This is a genomic window from Ornithinibacillus caprae, assembly GCF_009728145.1.
Taxonomy (GTDB): Bacteria; Bacillota; Bacilli; order Bacillales; family Amphibacillaceae; genus Ornithinibacillus; species Ornithinibacillus caprae.
On record NZ_WOCA01000008.1, the window covers coordinates 72,241 to 97,275 of the forward strand.

Annotated in this window: 22 protein-coding genes and 1 pseudogene; 22 read left to right on the forward strand and 1 reads right to left on the reverse strand. The window is 37.2% G+C overall.

Features of this window, described 5'->3' with window-relative positions:
* Positions 1 to 69 precede the first annotated feature (69 nt).
* The 18 genes and pseudogenes from GMD78_RS11635 (at position 70) to GMD78_RS11720 (ending at position 17,995) form a co-directional block, all read left to right on the forward strand.
* Positions 70 to 786 (forward strand): PIG-L deacetylase family protein, encoded by a 717-nt coding sequence (locus tag GMD78_RS11635; protein WP_343042270.1) that lies wholly within the window; start codon positions 70 to 72, stop codon positions 784 to 786.
* Between the two features lie 27 nt (positions 787 to 813).
* A complete protein-coding gene (gene nagZ / locus GMD78_RS11640; RefSeq protein WP_155668984.1) occupies positions 814 to 2,424 on the forward strand; it encodes a beta-N-acetylhexosaminidase in 1,611 nt (536 codons plus the stop codon).
* A gap of 2 nt (positions 2,425 to 2,426) precedes the next feature.
* The gene (locus GMD78_RS11645) at positions 2,427 to 3,602 is read left to right on the forward strand and encodes an anhydro-N-acetylmuramic acid kinase (RefSeq protein WP_343042271.1); all 1,176 of its coding nucleotides are present in this window, start codon (positions 2,427 to 2,429) and stop codon (positions 3,600 to 3,602) included.
* Between the two features lie 83 nt (positions 3,603 to 3,685).
* Positions 3,686 to 5,035, forward strand: coding sequence for an extracellular solute-binding protein (locus tag GMD78_RS11650; protein ID WP_343042273.1), 1,350 nt, complete (start codon positions 3,686 to 3,688; stop codon positions 5,033 to 5,035).
* 186 nt (positions 5,036 to 5,221) lie between these two features.
* Positions 5,222 to 6,136 carry a carbohydrate ABC transporter permease gene (locus GMD78_RS11655; RefSeq protein WP_343042274.1) on the forward strand — a complete coding sequence of 305 codons (915 nt, stop codon included), beginning with the start codon at positions 5,222 to 5,224 and terminating at the stop codon, positions 6,134 to 6,136.
* Positions 6,137 to 6,150: 14 nt separating this feature from the next.
* A complete protein-coding gene (locus tag GMD78_RS11660; protein ID WP_155668985.1) occupies positions 6,151 to 7,113 on the forward strand; it encodes a carbohydrate ABC transporter permease in 963 nt (320 codons plus the stop codon).
* A 63-nt stretch (positions 7,114 to 7,176) separates the two neighbouring features.
* Positions 7,177 to 8,325 carry an exo-beta-N-acetylmuramidase NamZ family protein gene (locus GMD78_RS11665; RefSeq protein ID WP_155668986.1) on the forward strand — a complete coding sequence of 383 codons (1,149 nt, stop codon included), beginning with the start codon at positions 7,177 to 7,179 and terminating at the stop codon, positions 8,323 to 8,325.
* A gap of 11 nt (positions 8,326 to 8,336) precedes the next feature.
* Positions 8,337 to 9,269 carry an N-acetylmuramic acid 6-phosphate etherase gene (gene murQ, locus GMD78_RS11670; RefSeq protein WP_155668987.1) on the forward strand — a complete coding sequence of 311 codons (933 nt, stop codon included), beginning with the start codon at positions 8,337 to 8,339 and terminating at the stop codon, positions 9,267 to 9,269.
* Positions 9,256 to 10,203 carry a GNAT family N-acetyltransferase gene (locus GMD78_RS11675; RefSeq protein WP_155668988.1) on the forward strand — a complete coding sequence of 316 codons (948 nt, stop codon included), beginning with the start codon at positions 9,256 to 9,258 and terminating at the stop codon, positions 10,201 to 10,203. Before murQ ends, GMD78_RS11675 begins: the two co-directional genes overlap by 14 nt.
* A 36-nt stretch (positions 10,204 to 10,239) precedes the next feature.
* Complete coding sequence (locus tag GMD78_RS11680) at positions 10,240 to 11,109, forward strand: MurR/RpiR family transcriptional regulator (protein WP_196493791.1); 870 nt, start codon at positions 10,240 to 10,242, stop codon at positions 11,107 to 11,109.
* A 59-nt stretch (positions 11,110 to 11,168) separates the two neighbouring features.
* Positions 11,169 to 12,128, forward strand: coding sequence for an N-acetylglucosamine kinase (locus GMD78_RS11685; RefSeq protein ID WP_196493792.1), 960 nt, complete (start codon positions 11,169 to 11,171; stop codon positions 12,126 to 12,128).
* Between the two features lie 13 nt (positions 12,129 to 12,141).
* Positions 12,142 to 13,062, forward strand: a complete 921-nt coding sequence (locus GMD78_RS11690) for a GNAT family N-acetyltransferase (protein WP_155668991.1) — start codon at positions 12,142 to 12,144, stop codon at positions 13,060 to 13,062.
* A gap of 50 nt (positions 13,063 to 13,112) precedes the next feature.
* Positions 13,113 to 14,159 carry a serine hydrolase domain-containing protein gene (locus GMD78_RS11695; RefSeq protein WP_343042275.1) on the forward strand — a complete coding sequence of 349 codons (1,047 nt, stop codon included), beginning with the start codon at positions 13,113 to 13,115 and terminating at the stop codon, positions 14,157 to 14,159.
* Between the two features lie 78 nt (positions 14,160 to 14,237).
* Positions 14,238 to 14,408: pseudogene (locus GMD78_RS11700) on the forward strand (carbohydrate ABC transporter permease); the annotation flags it as partial.
* Positions 14,408 to 15,196, forward strand: a complete 789-nt coding sequence (locus GMD78_RS11705) for an HAD family hydrolase (protein WP_155668992.1) — start codon at positions 14,408 to 14,410, stop codon at positions 15,194 to 15,196. The pseudogene GMD78_RS11700 and the gene GMD78_RS11705, both read left to right, overlap by 1 nt.
* Before the next feature lie 171 nt (positions 15,197 to 15,367).
* Positions 15,368 to 16,420, forward strand: a complete 1,053-nt coding sequence (locus GMD78_RS11710; protein WP_155668993.1) for an ATP synthase beta subunit C-terminal domain-containing protein — start codon at positions 15,368 to 15,370, stop codon at positions 16,418 to 16,420.
* Positions 16,413 to 17,369, forward strand: a complete 957-nt coding sequence (locus tag GMD78_RS11715; protein WP_155668994.1) for an acetamidase/formamidase family protein — start codon at positions 16,413 to 16,415, stop codon at positions 17,367 to 17,369. The genes GMD78_RS11710 and GMD78_RS11715 overlap by 8 nt, the downstream gene beginning before the upstream one ends.
* A 26-nt stretch (positions 17,370 to 17,395) precedes the next feature.
* Complete coding sequence (locus GMD78_RS11720; protein WP_155668995.1) at positions 17,396 to 17,995, forward strand: alpha/beta fold hydrolase; 600 nt, start codon at positions 17,396 to 17,398, stop codon at positions 17,993 to 17,995.
* Between the two features lie 235 nt (positions 17,996 to 18,230).
* Here GMD78_RS11720 and GMD78_RS11725 read toward each other — a convergent pair whose 3' ends face one another.
* The gene (locus GMD78_RS11725) at positions 18,231 to 19,565 is read right to left on the reverse strand and encodes a short-chain fatty acid transporter (protein ID WP_155668996.1); all 1,335 of its coding nucleotides are present in this window, start codon (positions 19,563 to 19,565) and stop codon (positions 18,231 to 18,233) included.
* Between the two features lie 522 nt (positions 19,566 to 20,087).
* Between GMD78_RS11725 and GMD78_RS11730 the strand changes: the two genes are divergently transcribed.
* The 4 genes from GMD78_RS11730 to putP all read left to right on the forward strand — a co-directional run bounded on the left by GMD78_RS11730 (position 20,088) and on the right by putP (position 24,998).
* A complete protein-coding gene (locus GMD78_RS11730; RefSeq protein WP_155668997.1) occupies positions 20,088 to 21,167 on the forward strand; it encodes a serine hydrolase domain-containing protein in 1,080 nt (359 codons plus the stop codon).
* 123 nt (positions 21,168 to 21,290) lie between these two features.
* Positions 21,291 to 21,851 carry a Uma2 family endonuclease gene (locus tag GMD78_RS11735; RefSeq protein WP_155668998.1) on the forward strand — a complete coding sequence of 187 codons (561 nt, stop codon included), beginning with the start codon at positions 21,291 to 21,293 and terminating at the stop codon, positions 21,849 to 21,851.
* Between the two features lie 662 nt (positions 21,852 to 22,513).
* Complete coding sequence (locus tag GMD78_RS11740) at positions 22,514 to 22,849, forward strand: hypothetical protein (RefSeq protein ID WP_155668999.1); 336 nt, start codon at positions 22,514 to 22,516, stop codon at positions 22,847 to 22,849.
* A 649-nt stretch (positions 22,850 to 23,498) separates the two neighbouring features.
* The gene (putP, locus tag GMD78_RS11745; RefSeq protein WP_155669000.1) at positions 23,499 to 24,998 is read left to right on the forward strand and encodes a sodium/proline symporter PutP; all 1,500 of its coding nucleotides are present in this window, start codon (positions 23,499 to 23,501) and stop codon (positions 24,996 to 24,998) included.
* The last annotated feature ends 37 nt before the right edge of the window (positions 24,999 to 25,035 follow it).

Genomic DNA, 25,035 nt, shown 5'->3' on the forward strand with positions numbered 1-25,035 from the left:
TGTAAGCGATATCATTATTTTAAAAGATTTTAATGACAGAAAAATACTTTAGTAAAGAGGTGGCGGAGAGTGTCTGATAAATTCCATTTAATGATTGTTGGTGCACATTGTGGTGATGCTGAAATACAAGCGGGAGCAATTGCCCATAAGTATGCAAAAGCAGGGCATAAAGTAACATTTCTACATTTAACTGCTGGTGAGAAAGGTAATCCACCACATATTTCTGTGGAAGAATATCGGAAACAAAAAATAGAAGAAGCGGAAAAGGCAGCTTCGGTTTTAGGAGCTAAAAGTATTACGTTGGACTATAAAGATGCGGAATTAAAGGAAGATGATGAAACAGTTACAAGAGTAGCAAAACTACTCCGTGAGCTAAAACCAACTCTAGTAATTACTCATTGGGAAAATAGCATGCACCCAGATCATGCAATATGTCCAAAGATTGTGCAAGCAGCATGGCTTAAGGCAGCATTACCAGGTTTTGAGATTGATGGATTACCACCACACTCTCTAACTCGAATGTTTCATAGTGAAAACTGGGAAGACATGGAGGGTTACGAGCCAGATATTTTTGTGGATGTTTCAGATGAATTTGAAACTTATTTAGAGGCTTTATCCCACTATTGGTTCATTATGAATTCTCGTGACTTTAGATATTACGATTATTATAAAGCATTAGGAACAATGAGAGGCTGTCTAAATAGAACAGAGTATGCTCAGACGCTGAAGTTTCCTACTGGAACAAATCGAAGAAAAGGATCAGGTATACCAGGGTTCGATTTATAGATCAAATACATAATGGAGTGAAACGAAATGAATCTTAGTGAAACAGAAAAAAAGATAGGACAGTTAATGGTTTTTGGATTTAAAGGAAAAACTCCTACTCCTGAAATAAAAAAACTAATACATGAACATCATGTAGGCGGAATTATTTTATTTGGTAGAAATATAGGAACTCCTAATGAAGTTCTACAGTTAACGACAGATCTGCAAAGAATAGCAAAGGATGCTGGACACGAAAAGCCTTTATTGATTTGTATCGATCAAGAAAATGGTGTCGTAAGAAGGCTAGGAGAAGGCTCAACTGTATTACCAGGACAAATGTTACTCGGAGCAACAGGAAGAAGTGAAAATGCTTATATAACTGGATTATTGACTGGAAAGGAATTAAAAGAACTCGGTGTGAACTGGAATTTAGCACCAGTACTCGATGTCAATAATAACCCAAAAAATCCTGTGATTGGTGTGCGCTCTTACGGCGAAACACCTGAAATGGTTTCAGAATTTGGGAAGCAGGCAGTACAAGGGATGCAGGATGCTGGGATCATTACAACACTTAAACATTTCCCAGGACATGGGGATACAAGTGTAGATTCGCATCTAGATTTGCCTACGATTTCTCATGATTTAGAGAGGTTAGAGAATATTGAATTGAAACCGTTTATGGAGTGCATGGAACAAGGTGCAGATACGATTATGTCTGCGCATGTCTATTTTCCTGCAATTGAAGAACGAGAAAATGTTCCTGCAACACTATCGAAAAAGGTTATTACCGATCTGTTACGAACCAAACTAGGTTTTAACGGAGTAGTTACAACAGATTGCATGGAAATGAATGCAATATCTGAAACGATCGGAACTGCTGAAGGAGCTGTAGAAGCAATAAAAGCTGGGGTAGATTTAATAATGGTATCCCATTTGCAATCTAGACAATATGAAACGATTGATTTGATAGCAAAAGCAGTTGATTCTGGAGAGATTTCAATGGAAATACTAAATAGTGCCTATCAAAGAGTGATGGAATTAAAAAATAAATACTTAACATGGGAAGACATTCCTCTTCATGAAGCACCTAAACTTTCTTCGGATTTTGGCAGTAAGTTTCATGAAAGTGAAGCCTATGAAATTTATAAACAGGGAATTACGATGGTAAAAAATAAAAATGACATATTGCCATTATCAACAGTGGAATCAGACAGACTACTAGTTGTTTACCCACAAAATAGCTATGCAATGCAAGTGGAGGATAAACGTTATTCTACGTTTTCATTAGGGAAAGCAATAAAGGATATTCATCAAAATACGGATATTCTTGAGTTGTCCAATCCTCCTACTAAAGATGAAATAGACCATGTCGCTTCATTTGCTAATGATTATGAAGCAGTGATTGTTGGTACATTGACGGTAAAACATGAAGATGCTCAAGTGAAGTTAGTCCAAGAGATTGTACGTAAAAATGATTCTGTCATCGTGGTAGCGACTAGAAGCCCTTATGACATTGCTTATTTACCAGAAGTTCCAGCATATCTAGCAACCTATGAATTCACTCACCCTGCTTTGATTACAGTAGCAAATGCATTATTTGGCAAAGTAAAGGTGAAAGGGAAGCTTCCAGTTACACTACCGAAACGAAGGGGAGTGTGAAAGTGACTACGGAGCAAATAGTTCAATATGTTATTGGATTAATGTCAGGAACATCAGTAGATGGAATTGATACAGCAATCGTAAAAATAACTGAGGAACAAAATGATATAGCTTTGGATTTAGTACATTTTGATACGATTCCGTATGAGCAAGAAGTAAAAGAAGAAATATTGAAGCTATGTGATCCGAATACAGCAAGGGTTGAAAATCTATCAAACATGAACATGCTATTAGGTAGCTTATATGCTGATGCAGTCAATCAAGTATTACAAGATACTGAACTGGATCATAAAGACATCTCCCTAATTAGCTCTCATGGTCAAACGATATTTCACCAGCCTACAGCGATAACATTTTCGGGGCATTCTGTTGCTTCGACCCTGCAGATTGGTGATATAGCAGTCATTGCTGAAAAAACTGGTATTACGACAGTTGGGGATTTCCGAACTAGAGATATGGCAGCAGGAGGGCAAGGAGCACCACTTGTCCCATATGCTGATTATCTATTATTTCAAAAAAAGGATTTTGGTAGAGTACTAGTTAATATTGGTGGAATATCTAATATTACCGTACTACCAAAGGATGGTGATGAATCCAATGTGCTAGCCTACGATACGGGACCGGGTAACATGATCATTGATTATTTTGCAGAAAAAATTACCGGTGGAAACTTATCATATGATCATGATGGTCTTCTTGCAGCAAACGGTAAGGTACAGATGGAATGGCTTGATAATTTAGTACAGCATCCATATTTCACACAAACGCCACCAAAAAGTACCGGAAGAGAGATGTTTGGTAGAGACTATGCAAAAGCTTTATGGGAGCAAGCGGAACAGCGATCGATTCCTTATGAGGATCGAATCGCAACGATTACTGCATTAACTGCTTCAACATTGACAGCTGAAATTATACGTTATATCACAGAGACTAGCATAAAAGAAGTATTAATTAGTGGCGGAGGGAGTAATAATCCAACATTAATGAAATACATTACCAACTATCTTCCTTCAAATGTAATGGTAAAAGGAACACATGATTATGGCATCAATCCTGATGCAAAGGAAGCAATGATATTTGCTTTACTTGGTTATCAGTGTTTAAAGAAAAGAACCAATAATCTACCAGCAGCTACAGGCTCCAAGCGAAATGTAGTGATGGGAAAGATTGCATGGTAAGGATTTTTAAGGGGGTGAATGGTACAAGAAAAATCAATTTATCGTAATACCTATTTGAAACTAAAATCTAGGGGGTAAGAAAAGTGAAAGGTAAAACTAATTTTTTTACATTATTGATGATGGTTGTACTTATTGGATTATTAACAGCTTGTAGTAATGATTCGTCTAATACGAATGAAGATGGAGAGTGGACTGGAAAAATTACGATTTGGGATGGTCCCCGTTGGGCTCAAGAAGGTGACGATTCTGGTGAGGACGGAGAAGGAAATAAATATTTTTGGTTAGAAGAAAAAATTGAAGAATTTGAAGCAGAGCACGAAGGTGTTGAAATTGAATTAGTTCAAGTACCATGGGCAGAGCTTCCAGATAAATTAGGTGTAAACATTGCGGGTCAATCATGGCCAGATATTGCACCAGTTGATATTAGTGGTAGTGCAGTAAGTATCGAACATATTGAGCAAGGTGTCATTGAATCAGTAGATGAGTTCTTTACAGAAGAAGAATTAGCTGATTTCTATGATAATGCATTAGAAGCCTATACGCATGAGGATAAATTATATGGTGTACCTAACTCAATCACAGTGCACTCTATGCTTTTAAACTTAGATCTATTTGAAGAGGCTGGTGTTACACCTCCAGAAAATGGCGAGTGGACTTGGGAAGAGTTTGTTGATGCTGCAGAACAATTAACTTTCGATAGAGATGGCGATGGAGAAACAGATGTATATGGATTTTCAACGTACATTTTAGAAGGGTATTATGAAGCATGGCCGTTCTTCTACATTAATGGAGGTCAACCTCTAAGTGATGATCTGTCTGAATTTACTTTCGATGACCCAGAAGCAATTGAAGCTATCCAACAGTTAGCTGACTTGAAACTTGAAAAAGAGGTAGCTCCAGTATCTATGGGTGGTGCCGACGTAGGTGGTACTTTCCAAGCATGGGCAAATGAAGAACAACGTACAGTTGCAATGCAACCATGGGCAACTTGGGCGATTACAGCAGCTCAAACATCATACCCAACGAATTTTATGGTAGCAAACTACCCTACAGGTTCAACTGGTGAACCAGTTACATTAGGTGGTGTTGGTGGATGGACAATGTTCCACCAAGAAGATGAGGGTAAAAAAGCAGTTGTAGCAGAGTTTATTAAACACATTTCTTCTACAGATGAACAGTATAGAATGTCTAAAGAATATGGTGTCTTCCCAGCACTTATTAGTGCAGCTGAAATGGATCCATATGCAGATAACCCTGAAATGGCACGTGCACTTGAGATGTCTGAACAAGTAGTCATGTTACCACGTCATACAGAGTGGAAAAAAATTGATGAAGTCATTCAACGTGAACTTCAATTAGTATTTAACGGTGAAAAAACAGCGGCTGAGGCAATGGAAGCAGCAAAGCCAGAGGTAGAATCTTTATTAGAGTAAATTTTTAGCAGATAGGAAAGTAAAAACTTTCCTATCCTGCATAAGTGCAACTAAGGTATTCACCATAAAGGCTTGGTGAATGCCGAGTTTTCTAATAAAAGGTAGACTTTAGCAATTCTAAAGTCTACCAATTTTAAATAATGATCATGTACCTGTAAATTCTTTTAACAGCCGGGAGGGAAAAACGTGAAAGGATCAAAAGCATCTATGACGATGAATAAAAATAAAGGAACCTGGTATTTAATGAAAAAAAATTATGCCGCATACCTCTTTTTGCTCCCTAAATTAGTTTTATTTACTACATTTATAGCCATTCCTGTAGTTTGGGCATTTATACTTTCTTTTCAAGAATACAAAATAATGGGCGGTAATGATTGGGTTTGGTTAGCAAATTATACAGATGTATTTAAGAGTGAAGCTTTTAAAAAAGCCCTTATGAATACTACGATATATACGCTAGTAACCGTTCCTTTTAATGTAATAACTGCATTAATTGCAGCTTCTTTAATTCACTCACTTGGCCGATTTGCTCAAAGCTTCTTTCGGGCAGCTTTTTATCTGCCAACAGTTGCCTCAATGGTAATTATAGCAATGGTATGGAGATGGATGTATAACTATGAATTTGGTTTATTCAACTATGTTATTGGTTGGTTTGGTTTTGAATCAGTAAACTGGTTAGGGCAATCCAATACTGCCTTATGGGCAATCATAATCATGCAGATGTTGATTCCATTTGGAGTTGGTATTATTTTATACCTTGCTTCCATGAGTTCTATATCAGAATCCCTATATGAAGCAGCAACTATCGATGGAGCGAATGCATTTCAAAAATGGGTCAAGATTACTATTCCGATGTTAAAGCCATCTACCGTTTATTTGGTGTTATTAAGTACAATAGGATCTTTCCAAGTATTTACCCAAATTATTTTAATGACCGGTGGAGGACCAGGTTATGCAACCGAGACAATTGTTCACTTAATCTATAAAACTGGATTTAGAGATTTTGAGTTTGGATTAGCAGCAGCACAGTCTGTTGTACTATTCTTTATAATTTTAGTTATATCAATCATACAATACAGAGCGCTACGCCATGACGAATAGGAGGGAAATACATAATGAAAAAATTTAATACGAAAAAGACACTTATAGTTTCCATGTTATTGATATTCTCAATTGTTTCCCTTTTACCGTTATATTGGGTGTTTAGTACGTCTATGCAATTAAGTAGTTATCAGGATGAAGATTTAGAAAAGCCAACGTCCTATGTTAATGCAAATCCACCTAAGATGTATCCAATGGGGATTCCAGAATACTTCGAACATTGGGGGAAGGCAAGAGAAGCTGAGAAAAATAATGATTTAGAAAAAGCAACATATCATAGAGATATAATGTCATATATTGTGGAAGATACATTCAATGGTTTTAAACGGTTATTCCAGCAAAATAATATGGGAATGTGGTTTTTCAACAGTTTGTATATTGGTGTTGTTGTAACCGTAGGAATCCTATTATTTGATTCAATGGCAGGATATGTTCTTGCCAAAAAGCGATTTCCAGGGAGAAATATCATTTTCTGGTTAATCATTTCGACAATGATGATTCCATCTCAAGTGACCCTCGTACCGATGTTTATTATGGTTCGTGATTTGGGTTTAATGGATACCCATTGGGCATTAATATTACCAGATTTATCTATGGTTTTTGGTGTTTTCCTCATGAGGCAATTTATGTTTTCGATTCCAGATGAATTAATCGAAGCAGCTAAGATTGATGGGGCTAGTGAGTGGAAAACCTACTGGAGTATTGTACTTCCATTAGCGAAACCAGGATTAGCTGCACTAGGAATATTTACGTTTATGAACGTTTGGAATTCATTCTTATGGCCAATTATTGTTCTAAACAGTGCAAATTTATATACGCTTCCTGTTGGATTAAAGACATTACAGGATGCCAACTTAGCAGATTTTAAATTGCTAATGAGTGGTGCGGCAATTGCAGCTATTCCAATGATTATCGTATTCCTTATTTTCCAACGTCACTTTGTAAAAGGATTAACATTAGGTGGAGTGAAGGAATAGTGAAATGAATCGACTTTTGTTTGAAAAGGCAAGAGTCTCAACCTTCCATAGGAGTGATCCAGTTTGAAGCTAGGGCTCGATCTGTTTTTAGAAGAAAACTATAAACAATTTATTGGTAAACGTATTGGATTAGTAACCAATATGACTGGTGTCAATAAACATTTGACTCCAGCCATTGATTTATTTGTTCAACATCCAGATATACAAATAGTGGCATTATATGCTCCAGAACATGGAATCCGTGGAGATGTACGAGAAGGAGATCAGGTTGATTCGACAATAGACCCGATAACAAATTTACCTGTATACAGTTTATACGGGACTTCGAAAAAACCAACGGAAGAAATGCTTCATCATGTAGATGTAATGGTATTTGACCTTCAGGATATCGGCTCAAGATATTATACATTTATTTATACGATGGCTTATGTAATGGAAGCTTGTGGGGAATACGGGAAGGAATTTGTTGTGTTGGACCGCCCCAATCCAATCTCCGGTATGAAAATGGAAGGAAATTTGGTAGAGGATGATGCTCGATCCTTTGTAGGGTTATATCCAATTCCGAACCGCCATGGAATGACAGTTGGGGAAATTGCCCAGTTTTATCAAGGAGAAATTGGCATTACTTGTGATTTGGTTATTGTTCCGATGTCTGGGTGGAATCGAAACCAATACTTTAATGATACAGATCTATTTTGGGTTTCCCCATCACCAAATACAACAAATATTGATATGTGTACGCTGTATCCAGGTACATGTTTAATAGAGGGAACGAATCTATCAGAAGGTAGAGGGACGACGCGCCCTTTTGAATATGTTGGCGCACCGTTTGTGGATGGGTATCGGTTGGCACAACGATTTAATGCCCTAAACATGCCAGGAGTATTAGCAAGACCAACTTCGTTTATTCCCACTTATCAAAAGTATGAAGGCAAGATTTGTGGTGGGATTCAATTACATGTTGTAGATCGAAATAAATTAAATTCCTTTGAAGTGGGAGTTTTGCTAATTGAATTGATCGCTAATATGTATCCAAATGATTTTAGTTTTTTGAAGCATGAGAATGGAAAGTATTTTTTTGATTTATTAGCGGGTACGAAAAAATTACGAGATAGTATTATAAATGGTAAATCCAACGATTTTTTATCGAGATGTGATGAGGAATTAGAAAGGTTTAAAAACCAAAGGAAACCATATCTTTTATATAATTAGGATGGGATGAGATGAACAAATTATCAACATTGACAACGGAAATGCGAAATGAGAATTCTACAAATATCGATAATATGTCCACTAATGAAATATTGACTGTAATTAATAATGAAGATATGAAAGTAGCTGTCGAGATTCAAAAGGTTATTCCTCAAATTGAAAAAACGGTTGAAACAGTTTATGCAGCATTAAAGTCTGGTGGTCGATTATTTTATGTTGGAGCTGGAACAAGTGGGAGATTGGGAATTCTTGATGCGGTTGAATGTCCCCCCACATTTAGTACACCACCTAATCTTGTTCAAGCTGTAATGGCCGGTGGAACGAAAGCAATTGAAAGAGCAGTTGAAGGTGCAGAGGATAGTGAAGAACTTGGCGCAAAGGATTTACAAGAAAGAAATGTAACAGAATTAGACGTTGTAGTTGGAATTGCTGCAAGTGGGAGAACTCCCTACGTGGTTGGAGCATTAAAATATGCAAATAAAACAGGAGCTCACACGGTAAGTCTATCTAGTAATCAACATTCGGTTATTAGTGAATTTGCAGACATTAATATTGAAGTTTTAACGGGACCTGAGGTGCTAACTGGTTCAACTAGAATGAAGGCTGCCACCGCACATAAACTAATTTTGAATATGATTACGACAACTTCGATGATTAAAATTGGAAAGGTGTATGAAAATTTAATGGTGGATGTAAAAGTTAGCAATCAAAAGTTGATGGAGCGTGCAATTAATATCGTATCAACAATTACAAAGGTATCTTATAGTGAAGCAAAAGGAACGTTAGAAAAAACGAATTTTGAAGTTAAACCAGCAATCGTCATGATTAAAACAAAAGTAACACTAGACGAAGCTAAGTCTTCTATCGATAAAGCAGATGGATTTGTAAGAAAGGCTATCGAAATAGCTTTACAGGGAGGTAATGAAGATTATGGTCACATATAGATATTATCAGCCAGGAGATGAAAAGGAGATTGTTTCACTATGGAATACATGCTTGTCTCCTGATCCAATTACACCTAAGCGATTTCGAAACCTGGTTCTACTCGATGCGAATTTTGATCCAGAAGGAGTAAGATTAGCATATGACGGTGAAAAGCTGATAGGTTGTGTGTATGCGGTACGTAGACTATTACCAATGTATGGGGATGACTTAGAAATAGAAAATGGTTGGATTCCATTCTTCTTTGTTAATGAAGCATACAGAAAATTAGGTGTTGGTGCTCAATTAATAAATGAAGCAATTGAATTTTTAAAGAATCATGGCAGAAAAAAGGTGTTCTTTGCTTCCTATGCACCGAACTATATTTTACCTGGTATTGATGAAGATAACTATTCAGAGGGCTATCGATTTTTATTAGATCAAGGCTTTAAAAAACTATATTCTCCTGTTGCAATGGATCGTAGTTTAGTGGATTTCAAGCGTTCACAGGATATAATTAATTTGAAAAAAGAAAGAGAGCAAGAGGGATATCGTATTGCAATGGCAGAAGATAAAGATTTATTTGAGGTAATTCAGTTTGCTAATACGAAATTTAATCCGGATTGGGGAAGAGCAATACGAGAAGGAATCTTGCAGGGATTACCATTAGATCGTATCTTAGTAGCTCGTCACGACGAAAAGCTCGTTGGATTTTGTATTTATGGTGGTTATGAAGGGGTACCAGAACGTTTTGGACCTTTTGGAGTAGATCCAAAACAACAAGGAAAGGGATTAGGGAAATTAATCCTACATGAATGCTTACACAACATGAAAGCAGAAGGGCTGCATAGTGCATGGTTCCTTTGGACTGGTGAAAAGAGCTCTGCAGGTTATTTATACAAAAAGACAGGATTTCATATAACAAGAACATTTCATGTAATGAGTAAGGAAATATAGCAAAATGATAAATTACTAGAAAGAGAGCTGATATCAATGTCATTTATGACTGGGGGACTTGTAATGCTAACCGAAATGCTTCCAATATTACCTCCATCCGAGAAAAAAATTGCTTCTTATATTATTGAAAATCCACAGGAAGCTATTACACTAACAGCCCAAGAATTAGGTAAGCGAAGCTCAACTAGTGGGGCGGCAGTCATTCGACTTTGTAAATCCTTAGATTTAAAAGGATTTCAAGATTTAAAGTTTCGGATTGCTGGAGACCTTCAGAAGACAAATGATCAAGGCTTTCGCGATGTTGAACCGAACGAACCATTACCATCCATTATTGAAAAAATGACTAATAATAGTATCCAAACCATTCGTGAAACGGTGGAATTATTAAATACTGAAGAACTACAGAAGGCTGTAGAGGTGCTACAAAAAGCAAATAAAATCCATTTTATTGGTGTCGGTGCTTCCGGCATTATTGCACAGGATGCCCAGCAAAAATTTCTTCGAATTAATAAAATGTCCTATGCATTTTCTGATATTCATATGGCTGCAACCCTAGTAGCGAATGCAGAAGAGAATGATGTAGTTGTAGGAATTTCTTTTTCTGGAGAAACATTAGAGGTTGCCAATGTACTTAAATTAGCTAAGCAAAATAATATTACTACAATTAGCTTGACGAAGTATGGAAGTTCCAATGTAACGGAGCAGGCGGATATTCGATTATATACTTCGGCCACAAAAGAGCCAACTTTTCGAAGCGGTGCGACATCATCGAGAATTGCTCAACTACAGGTGATTGATATTTTATTTATGTGTGTTGCTTCTATGCAATATGATCAAACGGTTAAACATATTGATACTACAAGAGAGGCAATTGATTTTTTAACGAATAATGGGAAAAGAAAATAAAAATCAGAGCAAGAGCTATCATCATGGTGGCTCCTTTTTCTATAAAGGGGGAAGCATCAATGTATGTGATTGGTATTGATGGTGGAGGTACGAAAACGATAGGTGCAATTGTGGATGAAAGTGGTCACGTTTATGCTAAGTCCGAGGTTGGTCCGTCAAATCCAAATAGCGTGGACACTTCACTAGTAAAGAGCGAACTAGAAAAAATCTGTTATAGCTTGCGTGAGCAACAGCCTGAGGTATTTGCCCAAGTGACAAACGTGTTTGCAGGGATGTCTGGTGGAGACCATCAAGAAAATCAACAGCTACTAAAATCCATTTTAGAAGGGTGCTTTCCGAAGCATGTGAAAGTGAACATCGATAATGATGCGATAACCGCATTATATTCAGGGACATTAGGTAAACCAGGAGTGGTTCAGATTTCTGGAACTGGATCAATTACATTTGGTGTAAATGAACATGGTGAAAGACAACGGGTTGGTGGATGGGGATATTTGTTTAGTGATTATGGAAGCGGTTATGCAATCGGAAGAGATGGTGTAAGTGAAGCCTTTAAGGCATATGATGGTATAACAGAAGAAACGGTGCTCATTCGGTTGTTGGAAATGCATTACCAGGTGACCAGTCTACCAGATATAATTCCGTTTATCTATCAGAGCAAAAATCCCCGTACAGAATTAGCTTCTATTAGCAAGATAGTTTCAGAGGCAGCAGATCTTGGTGATCAGGTAGCTGCAAAAATCTATCAGAAAAATGGAGAAGATTTAGGGCAATCCATTGTTTGTTTATCTAAAAAACTATTTCCTCATACATGTAAAGTTCCGGTGGTGTTAACCGGTGGAGTATTTAAGCGACATGACTTGCTAATGGATACGATGCAGGAAGTTTTAGTAAAGAGTGATATAAGAGGTGAATTCATTATTCCTTTAGTCGAACCGATTGGAGGTGCAGTTATTGCTGCATTAAAGGAAGAAAAAGCAGAAATACATAGCAATTTTGTGGACAATTTCAATCAATAAGGGAGGTGTCATCATGAAATTAATTCCTTGGAGTTTAGATAGAATCACGGAGATTGTTAAGCTATGGAATAAAGAGCTTCACAATAGTTTTCCTATGAGAGAAGAATTATTGAAGCAAAATAGTTTTTTAGATGAAAATGTTTGTTTAGATGGTTCTCGAATTGCAGTTGATGAACGTGATCGTATTATCGGATTTGTCGTTGCAAAACGCTGGCAAGAGGAACTGCAAGTAGGAATGCGAAAGGAAGTCGGTTGGATTCAAGTAATTTTAATTGATCACCGTTACCGAAATCTAGGAATTGGTAAGAAAATGCTTACGCATGTGGAGACCATATTTAAAGACAAAGGTATCGAACGTATTTTAATCGGAAGAGATCCTTGGCACTACTTTCCAGGAATTCCTCATGAATTGGAAGATACGAAGCGTTGGTTTGAAAGGCAGGGGTATGAGCAGCAGGGAAAAGATTATGATTTAATGTGTAACTATGATTCTAGTTCTATAGCCTCTACCCCAGACTTTGAAGAAGTCGAGTTTAGCCTATTAATTATAGAAGAGAAAGACCAGTTTTTGGATTTTCTTCATCGTTGTTTTCCTGGCAGGTGGGAATATGAAGCAATTCACTATTTTGAAAAAGGTGGAAATGGCAGGGAGTTCGTATTATTGAAGAAAGAAGGGGGTATTATCGGCTTTTGTAGAATCAATGATTCTCATTCACCGATCATCGCTCAAAATGTTTATTGGGCACCACTTTTCCGTGATGAGTTAGGTGGGATTGGACCTTTAGGAATCGACGCTAATGAGAGAAAGAACGGCTATGGTTTAGCAATTGTCGAGGCTGGGGTAGCATTTTTAAGGAAACGTGGAATTAATCGGGTTGTGATCGATTGGACTGGATTAGTAGATTTTTATAAAAAGCTAGGCTATGACGTCTGAAAAAGCTATAACTCTTATAAGAAAGATCTATAGATTCGGAGGGATTATTCGTGAGAGAAAAAGTACGAGCATTTCTGCAGAAAGAAATCAATTTAGAGCATATTCCTGGAGCGGTGGTGAATGTTTCCCATAAGGGAGAGGTGATTTTACAGGAAGCGATCGGAAATCGCGTCGTTTATCCAGAAAAAGCACCAATGCAGTTGGATACAGTGTTTGACCTTGCATCCTTAACAAAAGTGATCGCAACTTTACCCGTGATATTAAAGCTAATGGATGAAGGGGAAGTACGGTTGGATGATCGTATCGGCTACTTTTTACCTGACTTTGCGCAAAACGGAAAAGAAAAAGTGACAATTCGTCACTTACTTACCCATACCTCGGGTTTACCGGCTCATCGAGAGTATTTCCGTGAAGAATTGAATGCAGAACAGGTATTGGAGAGAATTTATAAACAAGAATTAGGATATGCGACAGGAGGCAAAGTAGTATATAGTGATCTTGGACTAATTACGTTGTATAAAGTGATAGAAGTAATTACAGGGAAACGATTCGAACAATTGGTTGAAGGTGAAATTTTGTCACCTCTTAAAATGAATGAAACTATGTTTAATCCATCGTTTAAGAGAGAACGTTATGCTGCTACGGAATACAATGAAAAACTACAAGACTATAAACACGGAATTGTTCATGATGATAATACAGAATTTATGGGTGGAATAAGTGGGCATGCGGGGCTGTTTTCAACGGTCCATGATTTGCAAAACTTTGCTACTATGATTGAGAATGAAGGAGTTTTTAACGGAAAGCAAATCTTGTCTGAAGCAGCACTTCGCTTATCAAGAAAGAATTATACATCTTTTGATAGTGAGTTTAGAGGACTAGGTTGGATTTTAAAAAGTCCAGATTATTCGTCCTGTGGGGATTATTTTTCTGACGCAGCATATGGCCATACAGGATTTACCGGAACAAGTATGTGGTTTGATCCAGAGGTAGATCTACATGTAATATTATTAACCAATCGTGTACACTTTGGAAGAAAACCTCCAATATTACGTTTGCGACCGAGATTACATAATATAATACGATCTTATTTTTAGGGTAGAACAGAGGGGGAGGGACATTGTTCAAAGCAAGATGGGGACAGTGGACCTGACCCTCTGTCCCATATTCGATCGGAATCTTTTAAAACGATACCACTTGGAATGTTAACATTATTTGGTGAATACGATACACAATGGAATCTACTATTCGCTGGATTAACTTTATCTTCTTTACCAATGATTATTGCATTCCTTTTTGCATCAAGACAATTTATGGACGGATTAACACAGGGAGCGGTGAAGTAATGATGAAACGATGGATTACGTTTGATTTAGACGGAACGCTAATGCAGAACCCATTTGTAGAATGGATTTTTCCAGAGATTGTATGTACTATTAATCAACAATTGAACCAAGTGATTGATATACAGGAGCTAATATTGGAAGAACACGAAATAAGAATGAAAGAAAATAGAATAGTTGATGCTTATGATTGGGATGATATTGTAAGTAAAGTAATAGAAAAATTAAATATACCAATAAAAGTTGACGTTACGCAGTTGGTCAAAAAGCATGCTGTGATACCTAAAATATATCTTTTAGAAAACAATATTTTAACGAGTTTAAACGAATTAAAGAAAACGGGATATTCATTAGCTGCGGTAACAAATGGATATTCCTTCTATCAAGTACCAGTCATGAAAGAATTGGGCTTAGATATACTATTTGACAAGGTTATTACACCTGACTTATGTGGTTATGCAAAACCAGACGAAAGAATTTTAAATCAATTATTAGATGATGGAGAAATTTTTGCCCATATTGGAGACCGAATCGATCATGATATTATTCTAGCAAATAAGCTGGGAATTACTTCCGTATTGATACATAGAAATCTACCAAGCAATCTCATAGAAATTCCTTTCGATAAAAGGAATGAAGATGATCAATTATTAAAATTATGTGAGGTTAAATGGAGAGCAGAAAACAGGTCTACTGCCCCATTTGTAAACGAAGGTATCCCCAATTATGTTATAAGTTCTATTGAAGAATTGATTATTTGGGGTCAGGTCCCATGTCCCAAAGCCGATTAGGGGTCAGGTCCCTCGTCCCAAAAGTTAGAAAATAGCAAAGCCATTTCGTGTGGTTTTGCTTTTTTATTGGTTATTTTTGTTTCAAGGTAAAAATAATTACTTTTAAACGAAATAATTGTTGCGTTTTAAAGTAACTTAAATTACTATATATAGTAAAGGAGGTTTTATTTAATGAAGGAAAACATTCGTTTAAATGTAGCTTTGTTAAAGAGACGTGTTCCAAACCTTACGATCGCAGCAAAGTCAGTAGGATTACGACCAGCAACAGTATCTAACCTCACAACAGGGAAAATATCAATCGCAAAATCTGAGGTTAAAACGCTAGTTGCCCTAGCAACTATTGCTGATTGTACACTTGATGAATTAATCATCAGGGAAAATGATACGGAAAAAATTGAAACCGGTATCAAAGTATTGGACTTGTTTGCACCTCTAGTACGTGGGGGCACCGCTGGGTTAGTTGCTAGACCTGGAATGGGACAATTAGTACTTATGGCAGAGATCTTCCATCGATTGAAAAAACTCCATTTTACAACTTTATTTCTTATGCCTAGTGAAGAGATAGCAGGTGTAAATGATGTCATTGAGCAAGTCGATTATAGCAGCTCTTACCCAGATGATATTTACAACCGAGTTCAAGAAATGAACGAGGAATCAAATATCGTTATTGGGGTAGATCGTACAATGGTAGTTACTGGTGATCTTTTTGATTTTCAAGAAAAACTACAAGAGGCTACAGTACGACCGGTCACAATTGTGTTAGTTGATACATTAGGGGAGGTAGTTGATGAAGATTTACCGTATGGTCCTTTGGAAACGTTTTGGCGATTTGATATGGATTTAGCGACCAGAAAGATGTTTCCAGCGGTAGATCCAGTTGTTTCAACCTCCTCTATTCTAGAAGGTGCGTATTTAGATTCACCCCATTTTTCCATCCAACAACGTGCTAGAAAACTATTACGTCGATATAAGGAATTAACATTTATCGTTGATCAATGGGGAATAGAAAAATTATCTGAATCTGATTTATTGGTTTATCGCCGAGGACAACGATTAGAAGCTTTTCTTACTCAACCATTTTATGTCGCAGAACCAGTGGCAAAGAAAAAAGGGGAGTGGGTAAGCCTTCAGGATACGATTGAGCAGGTACGTAAAGTGTTAGATGGTGTCGTTGATCATAAAGATGTTGAAGATCTATTGTATGTAGGTGGTTTGGATGGCTAACGTGTACCATGTATCTCCATCAAGAGAGACCCTACATGGATTTTTTAGTAGAGAGCTAGAACCAGTTTTAGAGATTCAACCAGGAGATACTGTTGTTTTTAAAACACTTGATTCAGCATGGGGGCTAGAGAAACGATCCAGTGCTGGTAGTCCGAGAAAGAAATTTTCGGATATCGCTACACATCGTCAAAGTAAAACCTTTGGCCATTCGTTAGTTGGTCCTATATTTATAGAAGGGGCAATGCCGAACCAAACGTTAGAAATTAAGATAAATGAAATCATTCCTGGAACATGGGGATGGGCTTCTGCTGGAGGTTTTAAAAGCTATTGGAATGAAAAAATGGGTATGGTAGATGAAAAAGAGGTAACTTTAGACTTTGAACTTGATCATAGTAAGATGATTGGCCGTAGTCAGTTTGGAAGTTTTGATTATTCGGTCAAGCTGAATCCATTTATGGGGATTATGGGAATGCCACCGGCGGAATATGGGCAACACACGACGATTACACCAAGACGGTGGGGTGGAAATATAGATTGTAAAGAATTACAGGCGGGAAGTACTCTCTACCTACCCGTTCCAGTTGAAGGCGGCCTGTTTTCGGTTGGAGATGGTCATGCTGCACAAGGGGATGGTGAGGTTAGTGGACCAGCGTTAGAGTGTCCGATGGAGAGAGTCAGTTTAACATTTAACGTACTAAATGATATGCCTATAAATATGCCTCGAGCTAAAACGAAAGACGGTTGGATAACGATGGGATTTCATGAAAACCTTGAAGAAGCTATGTGGTTAGCATTAAGCGAAATGTTAGATTTGATGTCAACCAACTATCAAATTTCACGGACAGAAGCTTATGCATTTGCATCCCTTGTTGTCGATCTACATATTACCCAAGTTGTTAATCATGTTAAAGGAGTTCATGCTTTTCTATCTTTTGATGCATTACGTTAATTCACATTTGGAGAGGGGATTGTATAATGAGTAACATTGAAAAGGGTTTTGTAGCTGTAAATGGAGGTAACATATATTTTGAAGTGGCAGGGGAAGGTGAAGCGATTTTATTTTTACATGGGCTTTTTTTAGATTCTCGATTGTGGGAGGATCAATTTCACGAATTCGCTAAAACCCATAAAGTTATTCGCCTTGACCTCCGTGGCTTTGGCCAAACAGAGATTACTGAGGAACCGTTTACTAACTATGAGGATTTAAAAGGTGTATTGGATTATCTAAATATAGATAATGTGCATGTAGTTGGGCTTTCATTCGGTTCATTACTTGCTCTAGAATTAGCTATCGTCTATCCCAACCTTGTTGATAGCTTAAAAAATCTTTTTCTCCATATATTATTAAAGTTTTTGCCTGAACCTCCCCTAGTCTCTCTTGAGTATTTCCAAGAAAGATCGGCTTCCTGTTTATTGCTGGCTTTTGAAAGTTTTCTTTTAGCATGGATTGATATAATCTTTCATTTTGCTTGGAAACTTCAACCTCAGAGCTTCCTCCAAATAACCACATATCCGTTTGTAACTGTAGGATTATACAACTGGCGTAGAATTTCTACATTCCAACATAAACCATAGTGAAAAAGATTCCTTTAAACACTCTGCCCACATGATCAACCTAAGCGAACCAGACTTATTTAACAATAGATTACGAAACTTCTTAGTGGGGTCAGGTCCCTTGTCCCACAGAGAAAATGAAGAAAATTCCTTGTCTAAATAGGGTTTTGCTGGAAAATAAAAAGGGGACAGTGAACCTGTCCCTAAGTTGCACGGAATTGAAAATGGGACAGTGTACCTGTCCCCATTGTCCCATTTAGAAGAATAATAGTCCAATAGATATTGGGATGAAGCTGTAGATTAGTATTATGACGCAGAATCCCATGATATCTTTTACTTTTAATCCTGCTATTGCTAGTAGTGGTAATGCCCAGAATGGTTGGATCATATTTGTCCACGCATCTCCCCAGGCAACTGCCATAGCTGTTTTTGCTGTATCTACGCCAAGATCCATTGCAGCTGGAATCATAATTGGCCCTTGGATTGCCCATTGTCCTCCACCAGAAGGAACGAAGAAGTTTACAATTCCTGCACTGATAAAGCTGAATAAAGGAAGTGTGAATTCCGTTGAGATATTCACAAACCACATTGACATTTGCTCCGATAATCCTGATGTCACCATCATACCCATAATCCCTGCATAGAACGGAAATTGAATAATTATTCCACCCGCATTTTTTACTGCATCCGTTACACTATTTAAGAAGCGGCGCGGTGTACGGTGAAAAATGATACCTAAGAATAGAAAGATAAAGTTAACGATATTAATATTTAGATCTAATCCATTCTGTATGAAATGGTAGATAATAAACACAAGACCTAATACCCCGATAATTAAAGAGATAATCTGACTGTTTTCCAAACGCTCTGCAGGAGTCATTTCTTCCTTAGGTGCTTCTGTTGGTACCTCAATTTGGGTTGCCTGCAAGTCTAGTAGCTCAGGATCGATTTTACCTAATCCTTGCGTAGACTTCATTACTAAACGGTTTAATAGTGGTAGTGTAATTAGAAGCGTCCCTACAATAAATAGGTTAAAACTACTTAACAATGTTTCGGTAACAGGGATAACACCAACGAGATCAGCTAGAAAGTGATCTTCTGTTGCAATGGTTAAAGGAACAGATCCTGATAATCCACCATGCCAAAGCAAGAATGCACTATACGCACTTGCCATAAGTAGACGGTAATCTACCGATGGAACTCTTTTCGCAACATGAATGGCAAGTAGTGCACCAACAACTAGCCCAAAACCATAGTTAATTAAGTTTGCAATTCCCGCAACAAATGTTACCAAGATAATAGCTTGTCCAGGCGAGTTAGCTAGATTACTAATTTTCCCCAGCATTTTTTTAACAATAGGGCTGTTTGCTAAAATGTAACCAGTCACCACGACTAAGGACATTTGCATGGCAAAGGCTAATAGATCCCAAAAACCTCCACCCCAATATTCCACCATCTGCACAGCAGAACTATCGGTAAAAAATACACCTAATAAAAATACAACAAAGGTTAAAATGATAGCAAATAAAAATGCATCAGGTAAGTACCTTCGCACCATGCGGTCAAAAAAAGCAGTAATTGAACCGAACATAGAATAACCTCCTTTTAATATGATAGAATTACTACATTTTATTCTTAACATTCGCAATTGCCCGACATATTGTATGTGGTTTTTAGACGCACATGGAACCATTTTATCTTGTATTGGGAATCGGTTCAATTGAGAAGCTGATTTTTTGGCAGATAGGAGTATAAATTTTTCCATCCTGCATAGTTGCAACTAAGGCATTCACCATAAAGGCTTGGAAAATGCCAAGTTTTCTAATGTGGGTTATTTTGAGGGTGGGTTGTGGAGCGCTGAACTGGAGGGTGTTGGATTCGCGATGGTAGTGTGAACGAAGAGGTAATGAGCAGGACTAAGTGGAATGGTCACGTTTATCAGCAAATTACTCCTCAACGAGAATATTAAAATATCATCCATTTCAAGTTTCCCTACTAAAGAAACAAAATTAACTTTACGAGTGCATTACAGAATAAATGATAATTGAATATATCACGACTTCACCGAATAGTAGTTAAGAAAGTGACTCATTAAAAGTGAAGGGTGTTTATTATGATCGTAAAAGAGAAAATTCACCTACTAGAAAGTCAGTTCCGCAAAATGGTTCAAAAAGATAATAATGTACATAATGCCTACTTACTGGTTCATTCAGATCGGAAGGGCATTCATGTGAATTTGGCAGAGGGTATTACAGGTGAGATGAAGGCTACTGCCAACCAACCCTATTATGTGGCTAGTGTAGGGAAGATGTTTACGGCTGTTGTTGTTGCTAAGTTAGTAGAGGAAGGAAATCTGTCCTATGAGGATTTTATTGCAAGGTATTTAGATGAAGATATGGTACAAGCGTTGCATGTATATGAAGGAACGGATTATACGTATGACATTAAAGTGAAGCATTTATTGAATCATACAGCAGGGATCCATGACTTCTTTGAGGATAAACCAAAAGAGGGAAAACCTATTGTTGATTTGCTTCTAGAAGAACCAGATAGATATTGGACACCTCGAGATGCTATCCAATGGTCAAAGGAGAATCTTACATCACATTTTCCACCCGGTGAAGGGTTTCATTATTCGGATACAGGTTATCACTTGCTTGGATTAGTAATTGAGCAGGTGACAGGTGAGCCGTTTCAGGAAGTATTGAAACAATATATTTTTCAACCACTTGGTATGAAAAATTCGTATTTACTGCATTATTCCACTCCAATTCAAGAAAGTAATTATCCAATGGCGGATGTATTTATTAATGATAATAAAGCTACCAATTATCGGTGTTTGAGTATCGACTATGCTGGTGGTGGGGTTGTAGCTTCATCTAAGGAATTATTGAGGTTTATGAAGGCAGTAGTGAATCATGAGATTCTTTCAAAGGAGGCATTGGAGCGTATGCATGATTGGGCGAAGTTCGCTCCAGGGATCGACTATGGATATGGAATTATGAAATTTAAGTCAACACCACTTGTACTTCCGAAGAGATATAATATGTGGGGGAATGCTGGTATTACGGGCACGTTCATGTTTTATCATCCAGAATTAGAGACTTATTTTGTTGGGAGTTTGAATAATTATTTAGATCATCGGAAAGGAATTAAGATGGTGTTTAAGATGGTGGATGCGCTGATGAAGTAGTCACAATGAACCTCAATTGGTTGAATAGTTTTTTAGCCCTCTGATACACGAAGGAAACAGAATTATCAGTATTCCTGATATCGTGTTATAATAATACAAATAAATTCCAGGGGGTAAATTTTTATGAGTTTACCACAAGAAAGAAAAGTTAGTCTTGAAGAATTTTATACGATGAGAGAAGATACCAATCAGTTATTAGAATACGTAGACGGTGTGATTTTAACGTCTCCGTCACCATCAACAAAGCATCAAAGAATATCAGGAAAGTTACAAGCAAAATTATTCAATTTCCTAGAATATAGTGATTGTGAGGTATTTGCTGCTCCATATGATATTCAGCTATATCGTGATGATTTGGATGATGTAAAGATATTTATCCCTGATTTGTCTGTAATTTGTGATAAAAGTGGGTTAGTTGAAAATAAATATGTAGGTGTCCCAAAACTAATCATCGAGATTTTAAGTCCATCCAATCAGTCCCATGACTTAGTTGTAAAAATGGAAGCCTATATGAAATACGGTGTTGAGGAATATTGGATCATTAATCCGATGTTAAATGTCATTCAAATATATACCTTGAATGATGATCATTTGTATGAGCAAACGGAAGTTATGAAGGAAACAGGAATGATCAAATCAGAAGTTTTAGCTGGATTTGAAGTACGGTTAGAAGAGGTGTTTTAAAAGGGGAAAAGCTCCCCTTTTTTTAATGATTGTATCCAGTATAAAGAGTAACGAAGATAATTCAGCTTCAAATGGTTTATTGAGCAACTCGTTAAACGTTTTTCCAATGAAAATATGACTCAAAAGTTAAAGATTAATGTTAAAAATGGAATCTATATAGCTAAGAAAGAAATAACATCTTATCTTCTACAGCTATCAGTCGTTAGGATATGTAACAGAGGAACCAGGGTCAAATAGAAAAGAAAGTATAGAACAAATAAGGTTGTTTTAAAGTTTCTTCCAATAGTATTCGATTAATAAATATAAAGAAGCCGCTTATCCAGTGAATCGGATAAGCGGTTAGTTCTTTGGGATAGAGGGTCAGGAACCTTGTCCCATCCCAACAGTATTCGGACTGTGAATCTTCGTCCCTCTCTTCACGTGCGAGAGTGGTACTAATGTTGCAGGAAATTCGCGTACATAACTAGAAGTCCTTCTTATATCAGTGAAAATTAAAAAGCAATGAAGATATACAAGCAAAAATTAATATATTACTTGTGTGAAACAGTAATTTTAGTGGCAAGGCTTGCTATAATACAACTTTTTATTCGCTTGTTGGTAATATGAGAACATGATAAACTAAAACATAATATTCATTCACTTCAATATAGGGAGGGAATCGGATGAGCGAATTTACGATGAAAGATATGTACCAGATAATGAAAGAAATTTCTATAAATGTTAAACAGCTTGATGAAAAGGTGAACAAAATTGATGGTAAAGTTAATAAGCTAGATGAAAAAGTTAATAAGCTAGATGAAAAAGTAAATAAGTTAGATGAAAAAATTGATACGGTAAAGATTGAATTGAAACAGGATATTCATGAACTAAGAGAAGAAACAAAAGACATTAAAAAAGATACGCGTAGAATTGATCAAAAGATTAACATTTTTAGCGAAGACCTTGGTAATGCAAGGGCCGATGTGGCACTTTTACAAAAAGAAGTGAAACTAAAATAGTAATGAAACCTTTAAGCATGCAAAAGCAGGCTTATTTTTTTTGGACGATTTATAGGAAACAAGGATTTAGATGCTGAACTATTACTTTCATTTACTTTCATTCTGAATGTACAAATCATTTTAACCGTTATATTTGCAATCTACTTCGGTAAAATTTGCATTATTTGGTAGATTCCCTTATTGACTTGGTACACTTCCATTTATTCGTCAAAGGGACGGGGAATAGGAATTAGCCACTGAAGATTAAATTGACTAATTTATAGTCGCAAGATATAGATGGAAATATTACAGTTTGCTACCAGAAATAGTGGAAGTATACCTGAGTTTTATACAACAGTGGACTATTTCAGTGGTCTCGGACAAGAAACTCTTCACAATTTTGACAATATGGGACACCTTTCCTGCCCCCCCGTCCCGCACCCGATCCTCCGTCCCTGTCACTAATTCCAATACATACTCATATTCTTCCCACCCCGCTCATATGCCTAACATATAGGACAGGAATTAAGTCCTGTATTAAACCAATAGGAGGAGTTTGTATGGAGTATGCCTTAACAGGCTGGACATGGTTTTGGTTCTTTATTCCGATGCCACTGCTTGTGGTATGGGCGGCTATTACATTTTTCACAGAGAGGAGGAATGATGAAGAATGAATGCAACGTTAGTAACCTTTGTTCTATATTTATTGATCATGATCACCATTGGAATAATAACCTATCGTATGACAAATACCTTATCGGATTATGTACTTGGAGGCAGAAAATTAAACAGCTGGGTAAGTGCATTTTCAGCTTCGGCCAGTGACTTTAGTGGTTGGCTTTTAATTGGTCTACCAGGTGCTGCGTATGCGGCTGGTCTTGGTACGTGGAGCTTATGGATTGCTGTTGGTTTAGCAATTGGTGCAATGATTAACTGGCAGTTTGTTGCAAAACGCCTTCGTATTTATACGGAATACACGAATGATTCGATTACGTTGCCACAGTTCTTTGAAAATCGTTTTCGCGATAACTCCCACCTGCTTCGGGTTGTGTCTGCTGCTTTCATTTTGGCGTTTTTCCTTTTCTATACCGCATCAGGGCTCGTTGCTGGAGCTAAATTATTCCAAGGGACTTTTGAAATTGATTATCATATGGCATTGATTGTTGGTGCAATCATTATTGTTGCATATACGTTCCTAGGTGGTTTTTTGGCGGTAAGCTATACGGACTTTATTCAAGGAGCATTGATGTCTGCTGCGCTATTATTTACTTCCATTTATGGATTGTTTAAGATTGGTGGATTTGGGGAACTGTTTAATCAACTAGGTTCTATTAATACGAGTTTAATAGATGCTTTTGCTGATACTTCGTATGACCAAGCTGGAGGAGTGCTGTGGGAAGCAGCGGGTGCGATTGGTGCTGTCGGTATTATTTCCGCATTAGCTTGGGGACTTGGATATTTTGGACAGCCACATATTCTAGCACGTTTTATGGCAATTCGTTCCCATAAAGAAGTCCGGAAAGCTCGTTTGATCAGTGTAACACTTGGGCTTGTTATTCCCCTTTATGGTGCTCTAATTGTAGGGATGTTAGGTATTGTTTCCTTTAATGAACCATTAGGCGATCCAGAGCAAGTATTTATTCAGTTAGTTCAATTTATGTATGATCCATGGGTTGCAGGCTTTTTATTAGCTGCTGTATTGGCTGCGATTATGAGTACGGTTGATTCTCAACTTCTTGTATCATCTAGTGCGTTAACGGAAGACTTCTATAGAAGATATTTCCGTAAAGAGGCTAGTCAAAAAGAGTTGGTGTGGTTCGGACGGATGTCAGTATTAATCATTGCTGTCATTGCATTGATTCTTGCATGGAATGAAAGCAGTTCGGTGCTAGACCTAGTGTCCTATGCATGGGCAGGATTTGGTGCAACATTCGGACCTGCGATTTTGTTCTCATTATTCTGGAGAAAAACTTCTCGAAATGGAGCAGTTGCTGGGATATTAGTTGGTGGTCTGACTGTATTCCTATGGCCATTAACCGGTTCGGCATTATATGAAATGGTGCCTGGATTTATATTCTCTAGTGTCGCAATTGTAGTCTTTAGTTTAATTGGAAATGGACCATCAGAGGAGATATTGAAAGAATACGATAAGGTTGCAAAAGTAAAATAGTTTGTTTACGGGACAGCTGTATTGCTGTCCCGTATCT